Raw genomic sequence first — 17880 nt, 5'->3', positions numbered from 1 at the left:
CCCCTTACGAGAGCATGCCGGCATCGCGCACGGCCTTGACCGAGGCGCGCGCGTTCATTGCCTCGAGGAAGGCGCGGATCCGCTCGAACGGCGCAATATCGACCCGGTCCCCCACCAGCCAGTTGCAGAGGATGTAGAGATAGGGATCGACAATGCTGATCCGATCGCCAAGCGTGTAGACGCCCCGCAGACAGTTCTCCTCGACGTATTGCGCGCTTGCGGTCATGGTCTCGGGCACCTTCGCCTTCATGTCCGCGAGGCTGTCCTCCTTGTCCGCCCAGCGCGCGCCGCGCATCTTGTGCGCGTGGTTCACGTGCATCGTGCTGGCCAGGTAATACATCACCATCCGCACATGCGCCGCATCGATCGGATCATCGGGCATGAGGCCCGCGTCGGGATGCGTCGCCGCGATATATTCGAGGATCGCGCCGGTTTCGGTCAGCCGCGTCTCACCGAGATCAAGCACCGGCACACGGCCCTTGGGATTGATCGCGTGATAGACGGGTTTGGTCTGCTCGCCCGCTTTGAAGTCGACGGCGCGGAGGGTGAACTTGGCGTCAGCCTCGTGCAGGGCGATGGCCGAGGCGATCGAGATCGTGTTGGGGGCGTAGTAGAGTTCCATCGGGCTATCCTTTCCGGGATCAGATGAAGGTCCGCGCATGGGCGCGGTCGGGGGCGTCCAGATGCGGCGTGGCGTTGAACCCGGCCAGCATCAGCCGCTCGTGAACATAGCTCATCCGGTGGACAGAGCTATTCATCACCTGCAACATGATCTGCGCCATGCCCCCGGTGTCGAGCGATAGCACATGCCGCAGCGCCATGCCGATCACGCCGCCCGAGGTTACCACAAGCACCCGCCCCCGGCGCGCGCTCAGTTCTCCGAGTAGTTCCGTCACGCGCATGTGAAACGCATCGAAGCTTTCGGGAACGGCGTCGAGCCGCCCTTCCGCCCACATGGTCATCACTTCGGGCAGGTGGCGGGCGAATTCGGCGGCGGTGGTGGGGGCCGGCACGCCATGCTGCATCTCCATCGCGCGGGCGAGGTCGAAATAGGTCATCTCGTTCAGGCGCGGGTCACGCACCTGCGGCTCATACCCCATCGCGCGCGCCGTATCGGCCTGCCGGTGCAGCGTGCCGGTGATGACGTGATCGAACTGCGGATCGGTTGCCGCCAGGTGGTCGCCCAGCCACGCCGCCTGCCGCCGCCCGAGATCCGAGAGCCGGTCATATCCTTCCTCGTCCGTGGCGGCGCTGTTGGCCTGCCCGTGCCGCACGATCACGATTTCCGTCACTCGGCCCCCCCTTGGCTGACACGCGCAACCTACCCCGCCGAACCGCCGGGTAAAAGATGGCGCGCGCGATTTCCGCGAGCCGGCCCGCTTCCGGGTCGGAATGGCGTAAAACTCGTTGCAGGCGTCGGGATTGGCGGCCTTTTCATTTGGCTTTCGTGGTCTAGAATGACGGCGTACCGAGGGAGGCCGACATGTCCGACATCATCCGATTCACACTCGATGGCAAAGAGGTCGAGGCCCAGCCGGGCCAGACGATCTGGGACGTCGCCAACGGCCGTGGCCTCATCATTCCGCATCTCTGCCACAAGCCCGCGCCAGGCTATCGTCCCGACGGCAACTGCCGCGCCTGCATGGTCGAGATCGAGGGCGAGCGCGTGCTCGCCGCGTCCTGTATCCGCGAACCCGCCGAGGGCATGGTCGTCACCACCGACAGCGCCCGCGCCTCAGCCGCACGCAAGATGGTGATGGAGATGCTCATCGCCGATCAGCCGGAACAGGAACGCGCGCATGACAAGTCCAGCCATCTCTGGGACATGGCCGCGATGCAGGGCGTCTCGACAAGCCGCTTTCCAAAGCTGGAGGAGGGGCGCATTCCGCTGCTTGACGACAGCCATGTCGCGATGTCGGTGAACCTCGACGCCTGCATCCAATGCGGCCTCTGCGTGCGCGCCTGCCGTGAGGTGCAGGTCAATGACGTGATAGGCATGGCCGGACGCGGGCACGACTCGTATCCCGTCTTCGATTTCGCCGATCCGATGGGCCATTCCACCTGCGTCGCCTGCGGCGAATGCGTGCAGGCCTGCCCCACCGGCGCGCTGATCGAATCCAGCGTGGTGAACGCGGATCAGGTCGGCGACAGCGCCGATTACGACAGCGAAATCGAAAGCATCTGCCCCTTCTGCGGCGTCGGCTGCCAGATCAGCGTCAAGGTCAAGGACGGGCGCGTCAAGAAGGTGGACGGCATCAACGGCCCCGCGAACGAAGGCCGGCTCTGCGTCAAGGGACGGTTCGGGTTTGACTACATCCACCACGAACACCGCCTGACCAAACCGCTGATCCGTCGCGACGACGCGCCCGCCAAGGGGCTCAACGTCGATCCCGACAACTGGCGGACCTTCTTCCGCGAGGCCGAGTGGGACGAGGCGATGGAATTCGCCGGCGGCGGGCTGAAACGGCTCAGGGACGAACACGGCGGCGCATCGGTCGCCGGGTTCGGCAGCGCCAAGTGCACCAACGAAGAGGCCTACCTCTTCCAGAAGCTCATCCGCCAGGGTTTCGGACACAACAACGTCGATCACTGCACCCGTCTCTGCCATGCGTCCTCGGTCGCCGCGCTGATGGAGAATGTCGGCTCGGGCGCCGTCACCGCCACCTTCAACGAGATCGAGAACGCCGACGTGGCCATCGTGATCGGCGCCAACCCGATCGAGAACCACCCCGTCGCCGCGACCTTTTTCAAGCAGTTCACCAAGCGCGGCGGCAAGCTGATCGTCATGGACCCGCGCGGCGTGGGACTGCGCCGCTTCGCCTCGCACATGCTTCAGTTCAAGCCGGGCGCCGACGTGTCGATGCTGAACGCGATCATGCACACCATCGTGGAGGAAAAGCTCTACGACCAGCAATATATCGACGCCTATACCGAGAACTGGGAAGCGGAAAAAGCGCACCTGGCCGATTTCCCGCCCGAGAAGATGGAGGCCATCTGCGGCATTCCCGCCGCCACGCTGCGCGACGTGGCGCGCACGTTCGCGGGCGCGCGCGCCGCAATGATCTTCTGGGGCATGGGCGTAAGCCAGCACATCCACGGCACCGACAATTCCCGCTGTCTCATCAGCCTGGCGCTCATGACCGGGCAGGTTGGCCGCCCCGGCACCGGGCTGCATCCGCTGCGCGGGCAGAACAACGTGCAGGGCGCATCGGACGCAGGGCTGATCCCGATGTTCATGCCCGACTATCTCGACGTGACCGACGACGGCGTGCGCAGCGCCTTTACCGAGGTCTGGGAGTCGGGCGACTTCAGCGCCGAGAAGGGGCTTACCGTGACCGAGATCATGGACGACGTCCATGCCGGCAACACGCGCGGCATGTATGTCCTGGGCGAGAACCCCGCCATGTCCGACCCGGACGTGGAACACGCCCGCGACGCGCTCGCCAAGCTCGGACACCTGGTGGTGCAGGACATCTTCCTTACCGAAACGGCGAACTACGCCGACGTGATCCTTCCCGCCTCCACCTTCTTCGAGAAATCCGGCACCGTGACCAACACCAACCGGCAGGTGCAGATGGGCCGCCCCGCCCTCTCGCCCCCGGGCGACGCGCGCGAGGACTGGAAGATCACGGTGGAGCTGGCGCAGCGCATCGGGCTCGACTGGCGCTACGACAGCCCGGCGGACGTGTTCGCCGAGATGAAGATCAACATGCGCTCGCTCGACAACATCACATGGGACCGGTTGATGAAGGAGAACTCGGTCACCTACCCGTCGCTTTCGCCTGACGATCCGGGGCAGGCCATCGTCTTTGGCGACGGCTTTCCGCGCGCGGAGGGGCGGGCGCGGTTCACACCCGCGTCGATCATCCCGCCGGACGACGTGCCGGATGCGGATTACCCGATGGTCCTGATCACCGGGCGGCAGCTCGAACACTGGCACACAGGGTCGATGACCCGCCGCGCGACGGTGCTCGACGCGGTCGAGCCCGAGGCCAACTGCTCGATGCACCCCTCGACGCTGCGCAAGCTCGGGGTGGAGCCGGGCGACATGGTGCGACTGACGACGAAACGCGGCTCGATCACCCTGATGGTCCGCGTCGACCGCGCCATCGCGCCTGACAACGTGTTCATGCCCTTCGCCTTCGTCGAGGCGGCGGCCAACATCCTGACCAACCCGGCGATCGACCCCTACGGCAAGATCCCCGAATTCAAGTATTCAGCCGTCCGGGTCGAGCCCGCAAGCGGACAGGTCGCGGCGGAATAGCGCCACGAACGCACACCGCCCCGGCGCGGAGGCCGGGGCGGGACTGGGCCGATTGAGAGCGCCCTGCGCTCAGTGCAGCAGATGCGTGATGTTGCGCACCGCCGCGCGGCGGTTGGCGCGTTCGGCCTGCAGCGTGCGCACCTTGAGATCGCTTTCGCCGTAACCCTGCGTGATGAGGTTCTGCGGCGGGACGTCGAAATACTCCGTCAGCGCGAGGGCGACCGTCTCGGCCCGCCGGTCCGACAGGGCGAGGTTGTAGGTCGCGTCGCCGATCGCGTCGGTATGGCCTTCGACCAGAAAGATCGCGCGCGGGTTCTCCTTGACCAGTTCGCGCATCGTCTTCCCTAGATCGGCCAGCGCCTCGGCCTGGTCCGGGCGGATCGCGGCCGATCCCGTCTCGAACGTGATCGCGTCGAGTTCGATCACGGGTGCGAGCGCGCGCACCCGCTTGTAATCGCGCACCTGCCGGAGCGAGAAGGTGCGATCCACGTCCGCCAGCTTCACCCGCTGGAGCGCGTCCTGCAGCGCCGCCCTGTCATCGAGCGTCACGTCGCGCTGCCGCGCCGAGATCGTCTCCATCGACGGCAGGCGGTCGAAATCGATCGGCTCTGCCTTCTTGGTGTCGTCGAACAACACAACCTCCTGCCCGTCCGACGCGCGGATCAGCGTGCGGCGCAACACCGTGCCGTCGGCGGCGCGGACGGTGACGATCTGGCTGCCGTCCTCATAGTCCACGGTGCTGCGGGTCGATCCGTCCTGAAAGGTCTGCGTGCGGACCTGCGCGCCGGGACGGCGCAACAATTCGTCGTCGTTCTTCAGCACGCGCAATTGCCCGTCACGCTCGACCACGATCCGGTCGCCCGAGTTCGACACGACCTTGTCGCCATTGGACAGGATCGCACCAACCACAGCCGCGCCGGCGCCCAGCAGCAGCGCCTTCTCGAGATTCGAAAGCCCTTCGTCCTCGGAGGAGGCGGTCGCCTGCGCGTTGCCGGTCACGTCGGTCGCGAACTCCTCGGCGCTGCTGCGCACGTCCTCTTCGGTGACGGTTTGGGTCTCGACCTCGGCCTCCTCTGTCGCGGCGTCCTCTGACGCGGCGGCGGCGGCTTCCTGCTCGGCGCGCTCCTGCTCGAGCGCCTGTCGCTCGGCGTCGCTCAATTGTTCGCCGCCCGCTTCGCCGGCGTCGGTTTCGGCGGCTTCCGTCTGGCCGGCATCCGCGTCGTCGGTCGTTTCCGTCACCTCGGCTTCGGTCTGCCCTTCCGTGGTTTCAGTTTCCGTCCCGTCGGCGGTTTCGGCTTCGGCCTGCCCTTCGGTTTCAGCTTCCGCCCCGTCGTTGGTCTCGGCTTCGGCTTGCGCTTCGGTTTCAGCTTCCGCCCCGTCGGCGGTGTCGGCTTCGGCTTGCGCTTCCGTGGTTTCAGCGTCCGTCGCGTCGGCGGTGTCGGCTTCGGTTTGATCTTCGATGGTTTCGGCGGCTTCGGCCTGGGCGTCCGCGCCGGTCGCGTCTTCATCGCCCGATTGGACATCGTCGCTGTTCGCTTCCCCGGTTGTCTGACCGGAGTCGGCTTGCGCGTCCCCGGATCCTTCCGGTGCGTCTTCAGCGGCTTGCCCGGCGGCGTCCGGATTCGCCTCTTCGGAGCCATCGGCCGCCTCGGCAGCGGTCGCCTCCGCGTCGGTCTGCGCCTGCGCGTCCGAGTCCGCCTGCCCGGCGGTATCGGCCTCAACCTCGGCTTCCGTTTCCGCTTCGGTCTCGGTCTCCACTTGGGCGGCTTCCGCCTCGGCCTCTGCCTGCGCTTCCGCGGCGGCTTTCGCCTCGGCCTCGGCGGCGGCCTGTTCCTCGGCGGCCTCGGCGGCTTCGGCCTGCGCCTCGGCGGCGGCTTCGTCCGCAGCGGCCTGGTCTTCCTTGGCCTGCATCTCGGCGGCGGCCTGATCGGCCTCCGTCTGCGCTTCCGCCGCGGCGGCGTCGGCTTCGGCCTTCTCGGCGGCGGCTTCCTCGGCTTCTTCGGCGGCGGTTTCCGCCTCCTGGGCGGCTTCCTCGGCCTCTTCCTCTGCGGTCTCGGCCGCGTTCTCGGCTTCGTCCTGCGCGGCGTCGGTCGCATCGCTCACGGTTTCTTCCGCGGCTTCGAGCGTGTCGGAAGCCTGCGCGATCACGGGCAACGGTTGCGCCATCAGGCTCAGGCACATCACGGCGGCGGTGGAGGATTTCAATGCGGACAGTTTCATTTGGGCCTCTGACGTTGTGGGGGCCGGTTTTCGGCCGTCAGAGACTCATGCCCGCGACATGCGTTTGGTTCCCGAAAAATACGCGCTGAAAGCGGACAGAGCGGCGTCCCGCCGATCAGATGTCCAGCGTATGTTCCCGCTCCCACGGCGAAAAATGGGCCGTGAAGGCGTGCCATTCGTCATGCTTGAGCTTGAGAAAGGCGGCCGAGAATTCATCGCCCATCGCGGATTTCAGCCGCTTGTCCCGGTCATAGGCGCGCAGCGCGTCGAGCAGGTTCAACGGGAGTTTCGGCGCGCCGCGCACCTTGTGGCCGTCGGCATACATGTCGATATCGCGCCGCTTGCCCGGATCGGCCTCGGAACGGATGCCCGATAATCCGGCGGCGATGATGACCGCCTGCAACAGATACGGGTTCACGGCGCCGTCCGGCAGGCGCAGTTCGAACCTGCCCGGGCCTGGGACGCGCACCATGTGCGTGCGGTTGTTGCCAGTCCAGGTGACGGTATTGGGCGCCCATGTTGCGCCCGACGTGGTGCGCGGCGCGTTGATGCGCTTGTAGCTGTTCACCGTCGGGTTGGTGATCGCGGCCAGGGCGCTGGCGTGCTTCATGATCCCGCCGAGGAAATGCTTGCCGCGTTCGGCCAGCCCGACCTCGCCGGTCTGGCCCTCGCCCTCACCGGCGAAGACGTTGACGCGGGCGGCGTCCCCCGGCGCGTCCCAGACCGAAATATGCGCGTGACAGCCATTGCCGGTCAGCCCCTCGACCGGTTTGGGCATGAAGGTGGCGCGCAGTCCGTGCGCCTCGGCGACGGATTTGACCATGAACTTGAAGAAGGAATGCTTGTCCGCCGTCGCCAGCGCGTCGTCGAATTCCCAGTTCATCTCGAACTGGCCGTTGGCGTCTTCGTGATCGGTCTGGTACGGCCCCCAGCCCATGCCGAGCATGTAGTCGCCGATCTCGCGCACCACCTCATAGCGGCGCATCACCGCCTGCTGGTCATAGCAGGGCTTCGCGGCGGTATCGTAAGGATCGGCGAGGTCGGAACCATCGGGGGTGAGCAGGAAGAACTCGGCCTCCACGCCCGTCTTGACGTGCAACCCTTCCTCGGCGGCCTCGCCGATCAGCCGGCGCAGCACGTTGCGCGGGGCCTGGGCGACCTCGGCGTCCTCCATCACCGGGTTGGCGGCGACCCAGGCGACCTCGGGCTTCCACGGCAGCTGGATCACCGAGTGAGGGTCGGGAATGGCGAGCATGTCGGGATGCGCCGGCGTCATGTCCAGATGGGTGGCGAAGCCCGCGAACCCGGCGCCGTCGCGCGCCATGTCGGCGATCGCCTGCGCCGGAACCAGCTTGGCCCGCTGGCCGCCGAAAAGGTCGGTGAATGAGATCATGAAATACTTGACGCCGCTCTTGGCGGCAAATTCGGCAAGGTCTGTCTTCATCTATGGTTTTCCCTGTTCTTCAGTTTCTTATGGCTTCAAAATGAAACCGCGCGGTGCCTTTGGCCCGCGCGGTGTCCGTTGCTAGAATGTCGCGCCCGGCTTGCCCGGGTACCACTCCGTTCCGGCAAGGGGCACCCGCGCCATCGCCGCGGCCTCCATGGTCAGCGCGACCAGGTCCTCGGGCTCGAGGTTGTGCAGGTGGCTCTTGCCGCAGGCGCGCGCGATGGTCTGCGCCTCGAGCGTCATCACCTTGAGGTAGTTGCGCAACCGCCGCCCCCCTTCGATGGGATCAAAGCGCGCCATCAGGTCGGGATCCTGCGTGGTGATGCCCGCCGGGTCGCGCCCTTCGTGCCAGTCGTCATAGGCGCCGGCGGTGGTGCCGAGCGCGTTATATTCCGCCTCCCACCGGGGATCGTTGTCCCCGAGCGCGATAAGCGCGGCGGTCCCGATCGACACCGCGTCGGCGCCCAGCGCCATCGCCTTGGCCACGTCCGCGCCCGAGCGGATGCCGCCCGAGACGATCAACCGAACCTCGCGGTGAACGCCGAGGTCCTGCAACGCCTGCACGGCGGGGCGGATGCAGGCAAGCGTGGGCTGACCGACATGCTCGATGAACACGTCCTGCGTCGCCGCCGTGCCGCCCTGCATCCCGTCAAGCACGACTACGTCCGCCCCCGCCTTGACCGCGAGCGTGGTGTCAAAATAGGGCCGCGCGCCCGCCACCTTGACGTAGATCGGCACGCGCCAGCCGGTGATTTCGCGCAGTTCCAGTATCTTGATCTCGAGGTCGTCCGGCCCGGTCCAATCCGGGTGCCGGCAGGCGCTGCGCTGGTCGATCCCCTTGGGAAGATCGCGCATTTCCGCCACGCGGTCGGAGATCTTCTGACCCAGCAGCATCCCGCCGCCGCCCGGTTTCGCGCCCTGGCCGACGACGACCTCGATCGCGTCGGCGCGGCGCAGGTCGTCGGGGTTCATGCCATATCGCGACGGCAGAAGCTGGTAAACCAGCGTCTTGGAATGGCCGCGCTCCTCCGGCGTCATGCCGCCATCGCCGGTGGTGGTCGAGGTGCCAGCCGCGCTCGCCCCGCGGCCCAGCGCCTCCTTGGCGGGGCCGGAAAGCGCGCCGAAGCTCATCCCCGCGATGGTGATCGGGATTTCGAGCCGGATCGGGTTCTGCGCATGGCGCGCGCCAAGGGTCACGTCAGTTCCGCAGGCCTCGCGGTAGCCTTCGAGCGGGTAGCGCGAAATCGACGCGCCGAGGAACAGCAGATCGTCGAAATGCGGCACGCGCCGCTTCGCCCCACCGCCGCGAATGTCATAGATGCCGGTCGCCGCCGCGCGCCGGATGTCGCTGTTGACGTCCCGGCTGAAGGTCGCGGACTGGCGCGGGGTGGTGCGGGGGATGCCCTTGGGGTCATGGTCGGTCACGGCAGGCCTCAATACGCGTTGTCGATGTCGAAGTTATAGAGCTTGCGGGCCGAGCCATAGCGGCGGAATTCCTCCGGGCGCGCATCCGCCCCGGCCCGTTCAAGCAGGTCGCGCAGGATATCGAGATGCTCGGCGCGCATCTCCTTTTCCTCGCAATCCGCGCCGAGGCTGCGGACCTTCCCGCGCACGAACAGCCGCGCCTCGTAGATGCTGTCGCCCAGCGCGTCGCCGGCGTCGCCCAGCACCACGAGGTTGCCGGATTGCGCCATGAAGGCGGACATGTGCCCGACATCGCCATGCACCACGATGTCGATCCCCTTCATGGAAATTCCACAGCGCGAGCTTGCATTGCCCTTGATGACAAGCAGCCCGCCATGCCCGGTCGCGCCCGCGTATTGGCTGGCGTCGCCGTCGATGACGATACTGCCCGACATCATGTTTTCACCCACGCCCGGCCCGGCGGAACCGTGGACATGGATCAATGCCTGCTGGTTCATCCCGCCGCAATAATACCCGGTCGATCCCCTCACCGTCACCTCGATCGGCGCATCGAGCCCGGCGGCGATGGCATGGGCGCCGCGCGCGTTGACGATTTCCCAGGCGGTCCGGTTGGTCTGCCGCGCCTGCGCCTGAAGCTGCGCGTTCATCGCGCGCAGGCCTGTCGCCTCGAGGTCGATGGTCTGGACGTCGCTCATGTCAGTGGCTCCAGAAATAGACGGTGGCGGGTTCGGGCTCCCACACGCGGGCGGCCTCGATGCTCGGCAGGTCGACCAGCGCGCGGTATTCGCTGCCGAAGGCGACATAGCTCTCCGTCTCGGCCATCACGGCGGGCTTGCACGCGATGGGGTCGCGCACCACGCCGAACCCGTCCCGGGTGCCGACGACGAAGGTGAAGAACCCGTCGAGATCATTGAGCGAGCTTTCCAGCGCCTCACCGAGGCTGCTGCCGGTCTGCATCTTCCAGCTCAGATAGGCGGCGCCGACCTCGGTGTCGTTCTCGGTGTCGATATTCATGCCCTCGCGGCGCAGCTTGCGGCGCAGGCTGTTATGGTTCGAAAGCGACCCATTATGCACGAGGCACTGGTCGGCCCCGGTGGAGAACGGGTGCGCGCCCATCGTCGTCACCGCCGATTCGGTCGCCATCCGCGTGTGCCCGATCCCGTGCGTGCCGCGCATCCCCGCGATGCCGAACCGGTCCGCCACGCTCTGCGGCAGGCCGACCTCCTTGTAGATCTCGATCCGCTCGCCGCCGCTCATCACGCGCAGGCCGGGGCGCAGGTCGCGCAGCGCGGCGCGGGCGGCGGCCAGCTTGTCGGCGTCCAGCGACAGGACCGCATGGGTATCGACGGGGCGCAATCGCACGTCACAGCCCAAGGCCGCGCCCAGCTCCTCCGCCAGCCCGGCGAAATCGGCGGCCGGGTCGGCGGATTGCACCGTCAGCTTGCCCGCGCCGGCATCTTCGCCATAGACCGCGATGCCGGCGCTGTCCGGTCCCCGGTCGCTCATGGTGACGAGCATATCGGTCAGCATCGCGCCCAGCCGCGGCTCAAGCGCCCTGTCCTTCAGAAAGAGTCCGACGATCCCGCACATCTCCGATCATCCCTTTGCAACGATCCCGAATCGGACGCTAGCAGAGGATTCGAACGACGCCAACTGCCATGAAATTTTGTTTCCTATCATGGATTATTATCGGCTGATCCGCCCCATCCGGGTGAACTTCGTCACCTGGCCTGCGGATAGGCGATGATCGACAGGTATCGTGCGGGCAATTTGATCAGTTCTTCGGGGCCGTGCGGCGCGTCCGCGTCGAAGAACAGCGTGTCTCCGGGGCGCAGGTGGAACACCTCGCTCCCATGCCGGTAGGACACTTCCCCTTCGAGCATGTAGATCGTCTCGATCCCGTCATGCTGGAAGGTGGGAAAGACATCGGACGCCTCGGTCAGCGTGATCAGGTAGGGCTCGACCGTGACGCCGCTCGCGTTCGACCCGATATGGCCCAGAAGGTTGTATTGATGCCCCGCGCGCGTACCGTCGCGCCGCGTCTCCACGCCTTCGCCCGCGCGGGTGAGCATCACGCCGCGGGTTTCCTCGAACCCGCGCAGGAAGGCGGTGATCGGCACGCTCAGCGCGTGCGCCAGCGTTTGAAGCGTGGTGAGCGAAGGCGAGGTATTGCCGTTCTCGATCTTGGACAGCATCCCGATGGAGAGGCCGGTGAGCTCCGACAGCGCGGCGACGGTCAGCTTCTGCTGCTTGCGATGGGCGCGCACCTCCTTGCCGATGGCCGCCTCGAGGTTCGCCTCGCGCCCGCCGCGGACGCGGTGCGGGTCCTGCGTCAGCCGGCGGGCCGTGGGCGGGTTGCGCTGGGTCATAGGGACGACTCCTGCGATAGGGGGTTTCCTGCCGGGGGATAGTCCACAACCGCGCAGGAAACGTCCAGCCCCGCTATTTCCCCCGCCCGGCCCAGAGGATGCAGCCAAGCGACAGGCTCCCGAACACCGCGAATCCCGCCAGCAGCGGCGTCAGCGTCCCGTGATAAAGCGCACCGGTCAGCGATCCCATCACCATCGACACCAGCGTCGTCATCGACCCGATCACGGCGGCGGCGGTCCCGGCGATATGGCCCATCGGCTCCATCGCGAGCGCGTTGAGATTGCCGAACATGATCCCCACGGCAAAGAACAGCGGCGTGAACGCCGCCATGAACAGCCACAGCGGCGGCGGGCCCGGCACGGCCAGATCGTAAGCCAGAAAGAGGCCGCTGATCGCCACCATGCTCATGGCGGCAACCCTCGACAGGGTGGCCATCCGGTAGCGCGCCACGAGCCGGCCATTGGCCAGCGACGACGCCCCGATCGCCAGCGCCAGCACCGCGAAATAAAGCGCAAAGAGATCGCCCACCCCGTAGAGATCCTGGAAAATCTGCTGCGCGGTGACGAGATAGCCGACGAAGGCCGAGAAGACGAAGCTCGCCGCCAGCATGTAACCCGCGGCGACCCGGTTGCGCATCACCTCGATGATGCTGCGCCAGAGCGCGTGGAAGGAAAACCGGCGGCGGCGCGCGGGCGTCAGCGTTTCGGGCTGGCGCAGGGCCAGCCAGACCGACGCGATGACCGCCATGCCGAAGAACAGCGCGAAAATCGCCCGCCAATGCGCGATGGCGATGATTCCCTGCCCCAGGGCGGGCGCGGCGGCGGGGATGACGATGAACACCGCCATCACCGTGGACATGATCCGCGCCATCGCCGCGCCGGCATACTGGTCGCGCACCATCGCGATCACGACAATGCGCGGCGCGGCGGCGCCGAACCCCTGCATCATACGGCCCAGGAGCATCAGCACGAAACTGCCCGTCAGCGCCGACAGGACCGAACCGGCCATGAACAGCGCCATGCCGCCATAGATCGCCCGCTTGCGCCCGACCGTGTCCGACAGAGGCCCCCAGATCATCTGGCCCAGCCCCAGCCCGAGGAAGAACAGCGATATGATCGCCTGCTGCGCATTGCCGTCCACGCCCAGATCGTCGCCCATGACCGGCAGCGCGGGCAGCATCGTATCGATTCCCAGAGCCACCATCGAAATGAGCAGCGCGATGAGCGTCACGAATTCCGCCTCGGCCAGCCGGGGCGCGGGCGCGGCCAATTCGCCATGGACCGGCATTTCACCGATGCGGCGTCTCTGTCTGCTCATGAGTGTGCCTTGCCTTGCCGTGATATTCCGGCGGACCCTAGGCGCAATCGTCCGGCATCACCAGACACAGCGGCGTACGGAATTCCCGCCCGAACCGTGCAGCGCCGCCCATCCGTCAGCCACCGGCGGCGCGGGCCGCAAGACCCCGCGCGAGCATGTCGTCGGGGGCGGCCGTCACCGCGTCCGCGCCCTGGCCGCGCAGCAGCGCGGCGAGCGTGTCGGTTTGCGACAGCACGATCACCTCCTGCCCCAGCCAGTAGGGTTTCGCGGCCGCGATCTCGGCCCCCAGAAGATGGCCGGTGACGGCGCGCGCATCTCCTGCAAGAAGCGCGCCATGCAGATGCGCAGAGAGCCTTTCGGGCCGGGACAGGGTCGAATCCGCAGCCTCGTCATCTGCGACGGGCGCGCCGTCCAGCGCCGCGATCAGGCGCGGCGTCGCCGCGCCCTGGAAGCTGACGATCTCATCCGCGCTGACATGCACCCAATGGTTGCTCTCGGACCCGGCATCGAGCACGACCCCCTCCCAGTGCGGGCGCGATGCGGCCACTCCGGCGACCCGCAGACGCGCCCAGCCGCCAAGCAAATCGGGCGGCGTCTCCTGCGTCACGGCGGGAACTTGTGCGACCAGGTTCGGCAAAATCGCCGTTGGCGTCGCGTGCGGCGCGCCGGCGCCGACGCGAACCGCCTTCTCGGCATGGTCCGGGTAGGCGGCAAGCGCCGCCTCCTCATCCCGAAACAGGCTCTGTTCCAGCAGAATATCGCCATCCATGAGGCAGGCGCGCACCATGTCCGCCTCGGGGCCGACCGCAAGCCAACGGGTCACGGCTCAGCCTCGTTGCAGCTGTGCGACGAGGCCTGACATGTCATACCCGGCCCCCGCTGCCGCCGCGACGATCCGCTCGGGCTCCATCCGGCCCATTTGCGCAATGCTCCACAGCATCACGCAGCGCGTGCCGCTGCGGCAATAGGCCAGCACCGGCGAAGGCTCCTCCGCCAATGCCGCGTTGAACGCCGCGAGGTCCTGTTCCGTCACCTGTCCTGACGTGATCGGAACCGCGCGAAATTCGAGCCCCGCCGCCTTTGCCGCGGCCTCGATGGCTTTGACGTCCGGCTGTCCCGGCGCCTCGCCATCCGGGCGATTGCACAGCACCGATCGATAGCCGGCGGCGGCGATGGCGGGCAGGTCTTCGGGCGCGATCTGCGGAGAGACGGAGAAATCTTCGGTGACCGGGCGCAGGTCCATATCTGGGGCTCCTTGGGTGACGCCCCCGAATATGCCGTCAATGCGGGTGCGATTTCAATCCTCTTAACCGGCGGTTAACCCCGTAGGCGTCAAGGTGGGCGCATGACGCGGCAATCCCAATTCGCAGAAGGTCCACTGCCACTCTTCGAGCCGGACGAAACTGTCGTTCCGGTCGGGTCGAAGGCGTGCCAGCCCTCCTATATCCGCGACCACCGGCGGCGGCTGCGCGATCGGTTCCGCAGCGGCGGCGCACAGGCCCTGCCTGATTACGAGTTGCTGGAACTGGTCCTGTTCCGCGCCATTCCGCGGCGCGACGTGAAACCGCTGGCGCGCGCGCTGCTGGACAGTTTCGGAGATTTCAACGGGGTGATCTCCGCCCCGCCCGCGCGACTGGGCGAGGTGAGCGGCGTGGGCGACGCGGTCATCACCGAGCTGAAGATCGTCGAGGCCGCCAGCCAGCGGCTCGCCCGGGCGCGGGTCATGCGGCGACACGTGATCTCGAGCTGGGACGCGTTGCTGGACTATTGCCACACGACGATGGCGCATCGCGGCACGGAACAGTTCCGCCTGTTCTTCCTCGACACCAAGAACACGCTGATCGCGGACGAGGAACAGGCGAGCGGGACGGTCGATCACGTGCCGGTCTATCCGCGCGAGGTGATCAAGCGCGCGCTCGAACTCAACGCATCGGCGCTCATCCTGGTGCACAACCACCCCTCCGGCGATCCGACCCCGTCGGAGAGCGACATCGCCATGACCCGCAAGATCGCGGAGGCGGCGGCGGTGATGGGCGTCACGCTGCATGACCACCTCATCATCGGCAAATCCTGCGAGCTGAGCTTTCGCTCCGAAGGCTACCTCTGAGCCGGAGCGGCAATGCTCTTGCGGAAAAGCCCTGCAAATTATTGTTGCAAGGAGAGTTGCGGCGTCAGCGCACCCAGATTTCCACGCGGCGGTTGGCCCGGCGACCCCAGTCGCTGTCGTCGCAGGCCATCGGCATCGCCTCGCCGAACGCCTCTATCTCAAGCGTGAGCCGCGCGGGGTTCAGCGTCTCGGCCTGGCGCAGCACGGCGTCATACACGGCGCGGGCCCGGCGGCGGGCGATGTTGCGGTTGACCGTCGCCGCCCCCTTCCCGTCGCTGAATCCCACAAAGACCATGCGCCGACCGTCGTAATACCCACTTTCCAGCGCCCGGGCGAGTTGCGCCACGTTCGAGCGCGATTGCGCATCGAGCCGGATCGACCCCGGCTCGAACCGGAACGTCGTGGTAAGCCGCTTGAGCGGCGCGAGCGCGCGCACCATGCCCTGCAACGTCTCGAGCGTAACCTCGTCGCCGGCGTTCAGGATCGCGTTGGCGAACCGGTCGCCCTGTTCGTCGATCTCGATCTCCTCGGGGAGCTGGTCGACAAAACCGGCGCGTCGAATCACCAGCTGCGCGGCGGGCTCGCGGGTGAAGACGAGGAATTCGCGCACCAGCTTGGGAAAGCGGCGGGCCGGCAGATAGAGAAACATCGGCGCCGATAGCGGGTAATCCTCGGTCTTGACCGCGCGGCGGGTGGCGCTGATGGCGAAGCCGCACGCTCCCTCGAGCGCCAGTTCGAACGTGAGGTCGAGTTCCGCGCGGCTGCCCACGCCGATGGCGAAGGGATCGCGCGCGACGGCGGCGGTGAGCGACGGCCCATCCTCGTGACGCATGGCGTCCGCGCGGATACTCTGCCCCGCGCCGCGCAGCATCTGGTCTTCGGTCGCCTGCCCGAGCCCCGAGCGCGGATCGTGAAGATGCACGGCAATCGGCGCGTCCGGACCACCCAGGTCCGACCAGTTGTCGATTTCGCCGGTCAGCACCGCGGCCAGTTGCGAGGTCGTGATCGCGGTCACGTCGTTCTCTGCAGCGACCAACGGCGCCAACGCATCGAGCGCGAGCACCCGGCTGCGGCGCGCATCGGTCAGATCGCCAAGTCCCGCCTCGCGCGCGCGGCGCACCTCGGCGGGGCGCGCCTCGCGCAGGGACATCACCATGTCGGCCTCGTCCGCGATGAGATCGGCGAACCCTTCGTCGCTGTTGGTCAGGTGAAAATGGAACCGCCCGCGCGGCTCGCCGCTTTGCTTGTCCGACAACGTGTAGGTGACGGACCGGTCCTCTTCGGCGCCGCGCGCGAGGTCGAGACCGTTCTTGAGCGCGAACGCCTCGAGCAGCGCCGGCATCAGGACGCGGCCGATGACCGGAGAGCCGGACAGGCGCGCTTCGGCCACGTAATCGGCGAGGTTGGGACATCCCGGCCCTTCGCAGAGCACCCCCGACCCATCCACCGTCAGTTCGCCATAGATCGTGTCGACCCGGTAGAATTCACCGTCAAAGCCAAGCAGGTCGCCCGAGATTTCGACCGCCCCGTCGCGGGATGTGAGCGTGACATCCTGCGCCTGCGCAGCCGGTGCGGCCCCCATCAGAAAAAGTGCGGCGACGATCGCCGCACGCACCCATGTCATATGTCAGACCCGATCGCTGCGAATTACTTGCGCGCGATCTTCAGGTCATTCAGCAGGTTTTTCAACACCAGAAAGTCGCCAACCGCGTTGCATTCCGGCACCGCCAGCGTCAAATCCTGCACCCGGGGGGCGCCGGCGGCGCTGACCTCGATGGATTGCGCCTCGACGTCGCGGCCGCAGTTATCGCGCGTCACCGACGCCTCGACCACAAGGCGCACATCGCCATCTTCGCCGGCAATCGTGCTGGGGAAAGTATAGACCTCGGCGCGCAGCGCGTCGGGAAGGTTGGGATCGCCAAGCGGAGTCAGGAAACCGCTGTCGCCGGCCACCGCCTGTTCGACCCCGTGCGGGGCGTCGGCCCAGACATGGCCCGCCTCGCCGTAATCCGCGCCGTATTCCAGCGCATGAATGTGAATGCCGCTGTCGCCGCGCCACTGGACCGCGACCCGGTCGTACTGATCAAGCGACGGCACCGACACGTTCGCCACCGCCCCGTCGCCGTTCGGAAAGGCGACGATATAGACCGCCGTGCGCGCAAGCGCGGGCGCCTGTGCGCTCCATTGCCCGTCGGCATCCGTCACCGCCGAGATCATCAGCCCGTTGTGATGGAGGGTGAACCGCTCGTTGGGCGCGCAGGGCGCGGCAAGGTTCAGATCAACCATCGCGCCGGCCGCGGGCGTGGCGTCAAGCGTGTAATCGCAGTTGAAGGCGGGGGCCGGCTCTTCGCCGGGCATGTCGCCGATCGGCGTGTCGTCCAGCGCCGCAAGCGTGATCTCGGGCGTCGGCAGCGCGGCAAAGCTCATCTCTGCCGGGGCTTCCGGCAGGGCCGAGGTCAGCGTGATCGAGTTGAGATTGACCTCATCCGCCGCCCCGGACATGCCGTCGGGCTGTTCAGCCGGAGCCGCGACAGCCGGGGCGGACGCGTCGCTGTGCTGGATGAAATAGCCGGCGAACAGCGCCGCGGCGACCGTGCCGCATCCGAGCGTCAAAAATCTAATCCTGGACATTGCATGCCTCCCGAACCGAGAATGGGTTGCGGGCAACATGCGCGATCAAAGCGGCAGGCATATGGCCACCGCGCGGAGTCATTCTGACCGCATTGTGGC

Annotated in this window: 15 protein-coding genes; 2 read left to right on the top strand and 13 right to left on the bottom strand. The window is 67.0% G+C overall.

Annotation, left to right across the window (positions count from 1 at the left end):
• Nucleotides 1-4 precede the first annotated feature (4 nt).
• Entirely contained in the window at nt 5-622 is a 618-nt protein-coding gene (locus tag D6850_RS14275; protein WP_121168152.1) for a glutathione S-transferase family protein, read from the bottom strand.
• 19 nt (nt 623-641) lie between these two features.
• Nucleotides 642-1292, bottom strand: a complete 651-nt coding sequence (locus D6850_RS14270; RefSeq protein ID WP_121168150.1) for a histidine phosphatase family protein — start codon at nt 1290-1292, stop codon at nt 642-644.
• A gap of 191 nt (nt 1293-1483) precedes the next feature.
• Here D6850_RS14270 and fdhF point away from each other — a divergent pair, with 191 nt between their 5' ends.
• Nucleotides 1484-4264, top strand: coding sequence for a formate dehydrogenase subunit alpha (fdhF, locus tag D6850_RS14265; RefSeq protein WP_121168148.1), 2781 nt, complete (start codon nt 1484-1486; stop codon nt 4262-4264).
• 69 nt (nt 4265-4333) lie between these two features.
• Here the strand turns inward: fdhF and D6850_RS19535 are convergent, their stop codons facing one another.
• From D6850_RS19535 to D6850_RS14215, 9 genes are all read right to left on the bottom strand, one after another.
• Nucleotides 4334-6484 carry an OmpA family protein gene (locus D6850_RS19535; protein ID WP_166434075.1) on the bottom strand — a complete coding sequence of 717 codons (2151 nt, stop codon included), beginning with the start codon at nt 6482-6484 and terminating at the stop codon, nt 4334-4336.
• 115 nt (nt 6485-6599) lie between these two features.
• Nucleotides 6600-7928: a type III glutamate--ammonia ligase gene (gene glnT, locus D6850_RS14250; RefSeq protein ID WP_121168142.1), complete on the bottom strand. Its 1329-nt coding sequence runs from the start codon at nt 7926-7928 to the stop codon at nt 6600-6602.
• A gap of 81 nt (nt 7929-8009) precedes the next feature.
• Nucleotides 8010-9356, bottom strand: coding sequence for an FMN-binding glutamate synthase family protein (locus tag D6850_RS14245; protein ID WP_206019282.1), 1347 nt, complete (start codon nt 9354-9356; stop codon nt 8010-8012).
• A gap of 8 nt (nt 9357-9364) precedes the next feature.
• The gene (locus D6850_RS14240; protein WP_121168140.1) at nt 9365-10051 is read right to left on the bottom strand and encodes a GltB/FmdC/FwdC-like GXGXG domain-containing protein; all 687 of its coding nucleotides are present in this window, start codon (nt 10049-10051) and stop codon (nt 9365-9367) included.
• A gap of 1 nt (nt 10052) precedes the next feature.
• Nucleotides 10053-10946 (bottom strand): class II glutamine amidotransferase, encoded by an 894-nt coding sequence (locus D6850_RS14235; protein WP_121168138.1) that lies wholly within the window; start codon nt 10944-10946, stop codon nt 10053-10055.
• A gap of 131 nt (nt 10947-11077) precedes the next feature.
• The gene (locus D6850_RS14230) at nt 11078-11725 is read right to left on the bottom strand and encodes a helix-turn-helix domain-containing protein (RefSeq protein WP_121168136.1); all 648 of its coding nucleotides are present in this window, start codon (nt 11723-11725) and stop codon (nt 11078-11080) included.
• Nucleotides 11726-11798: 73 nt separating this feature from the next.
• Nucleotides 11799-13043 carry a multidrug effflux MFS transporter gene (locus D6850_RS14225; protein ID WP_206019280.1) on the bottom strand — a complete coding sequence of 415 codons (1245 nt, stop codon included), beginning with the start codon at nt 13041-13043 and terminating at the stop codon, nt 11799-11801.
• A 115-nt stretch (nt 13044-13158) separates the two neighbouring features.
• A complete protein-coding gene (locus tag D6850_RS14220; RefSeq protein WP_121168132.1) occupies nt 13159-13866 on the bottom strand; it encodes a 2-dehydro-3-deoxygalactonokinase in 708 nt (235 codons plus the stop codon).
• Nucleotides 13867-13869: 3 nt separating this feature from the next.
• A complete protein-coding gene (locus tag D6850_RS14215; protein ID WP_121168130.1) occupies nt 13870-14286 on the bottom strand; it encodes a protein tyrosine phosphatase family protein in 417 nt (138 codons plus the stop codon).
• Nucleotides 14287-14388: 102 nt separating this feature from the next.
• Between D6850_RS14215 and radC the strand changes: the two genes are divergently transcribed.
• The gene (gene radC, locus D6850_RS14210) at nt 14389-15150 is read left to right on the top strand and encodes a RadC family protein (protein ID WP_121168128.1); all 762 of its coding nucleotides are present in this window, start codon (nt 14389-14391) and stop codon (nt 15148-15150) included.
• Nucleotides 15151-15214: 64 nt separating this feature from the next.
• Here the strand turns inward: radC and D6850_RS14205 are convergent, their stop codons facing one another.
• Together D6850_RS14205 and D6850_RS14200 are read right to left on the bottom strand one after the other, a co-directional pair.
• Complete coding sequence (locus tag D6850_RS14205; protein WP_121168126.1) at nt 15215-16774, bottom strand: substrate-binding domain-containing protein; 1560 nt, start codon at nt 16772-16774, stop codon at nt 15215-15217.
• Between the two features lie 23 nt (nt 16775-16797).
• Nucleotides 16798-17781, bottom strand: a complete 984-nt coding sequence (locus D6850_RS14200; RefSeq protein ID WP_121168124.1) for a hypothetical protein — start codon at nt 17779-17781, stop codon at nt 16798-16800.
• Nucleotides 17782-17880: the final 99 nt, after the last annotated feature.

It is taken from the genome of Roseovarius spongiae (genome assembly GCF_003651245.1).
GTDB classification, from domain to species: Bacteria; Pseudomonadota; Alphaproteobacteria; order Rhodobacterales; family Rhodobacteraceae; genus Roseovarius; species Roseovarius spongiae.
The sequence above is the reverse complement of the archived record's forward strand: the minus strand, read 5'-3'. Positions and strand labels throughout refer to the sequence as shown.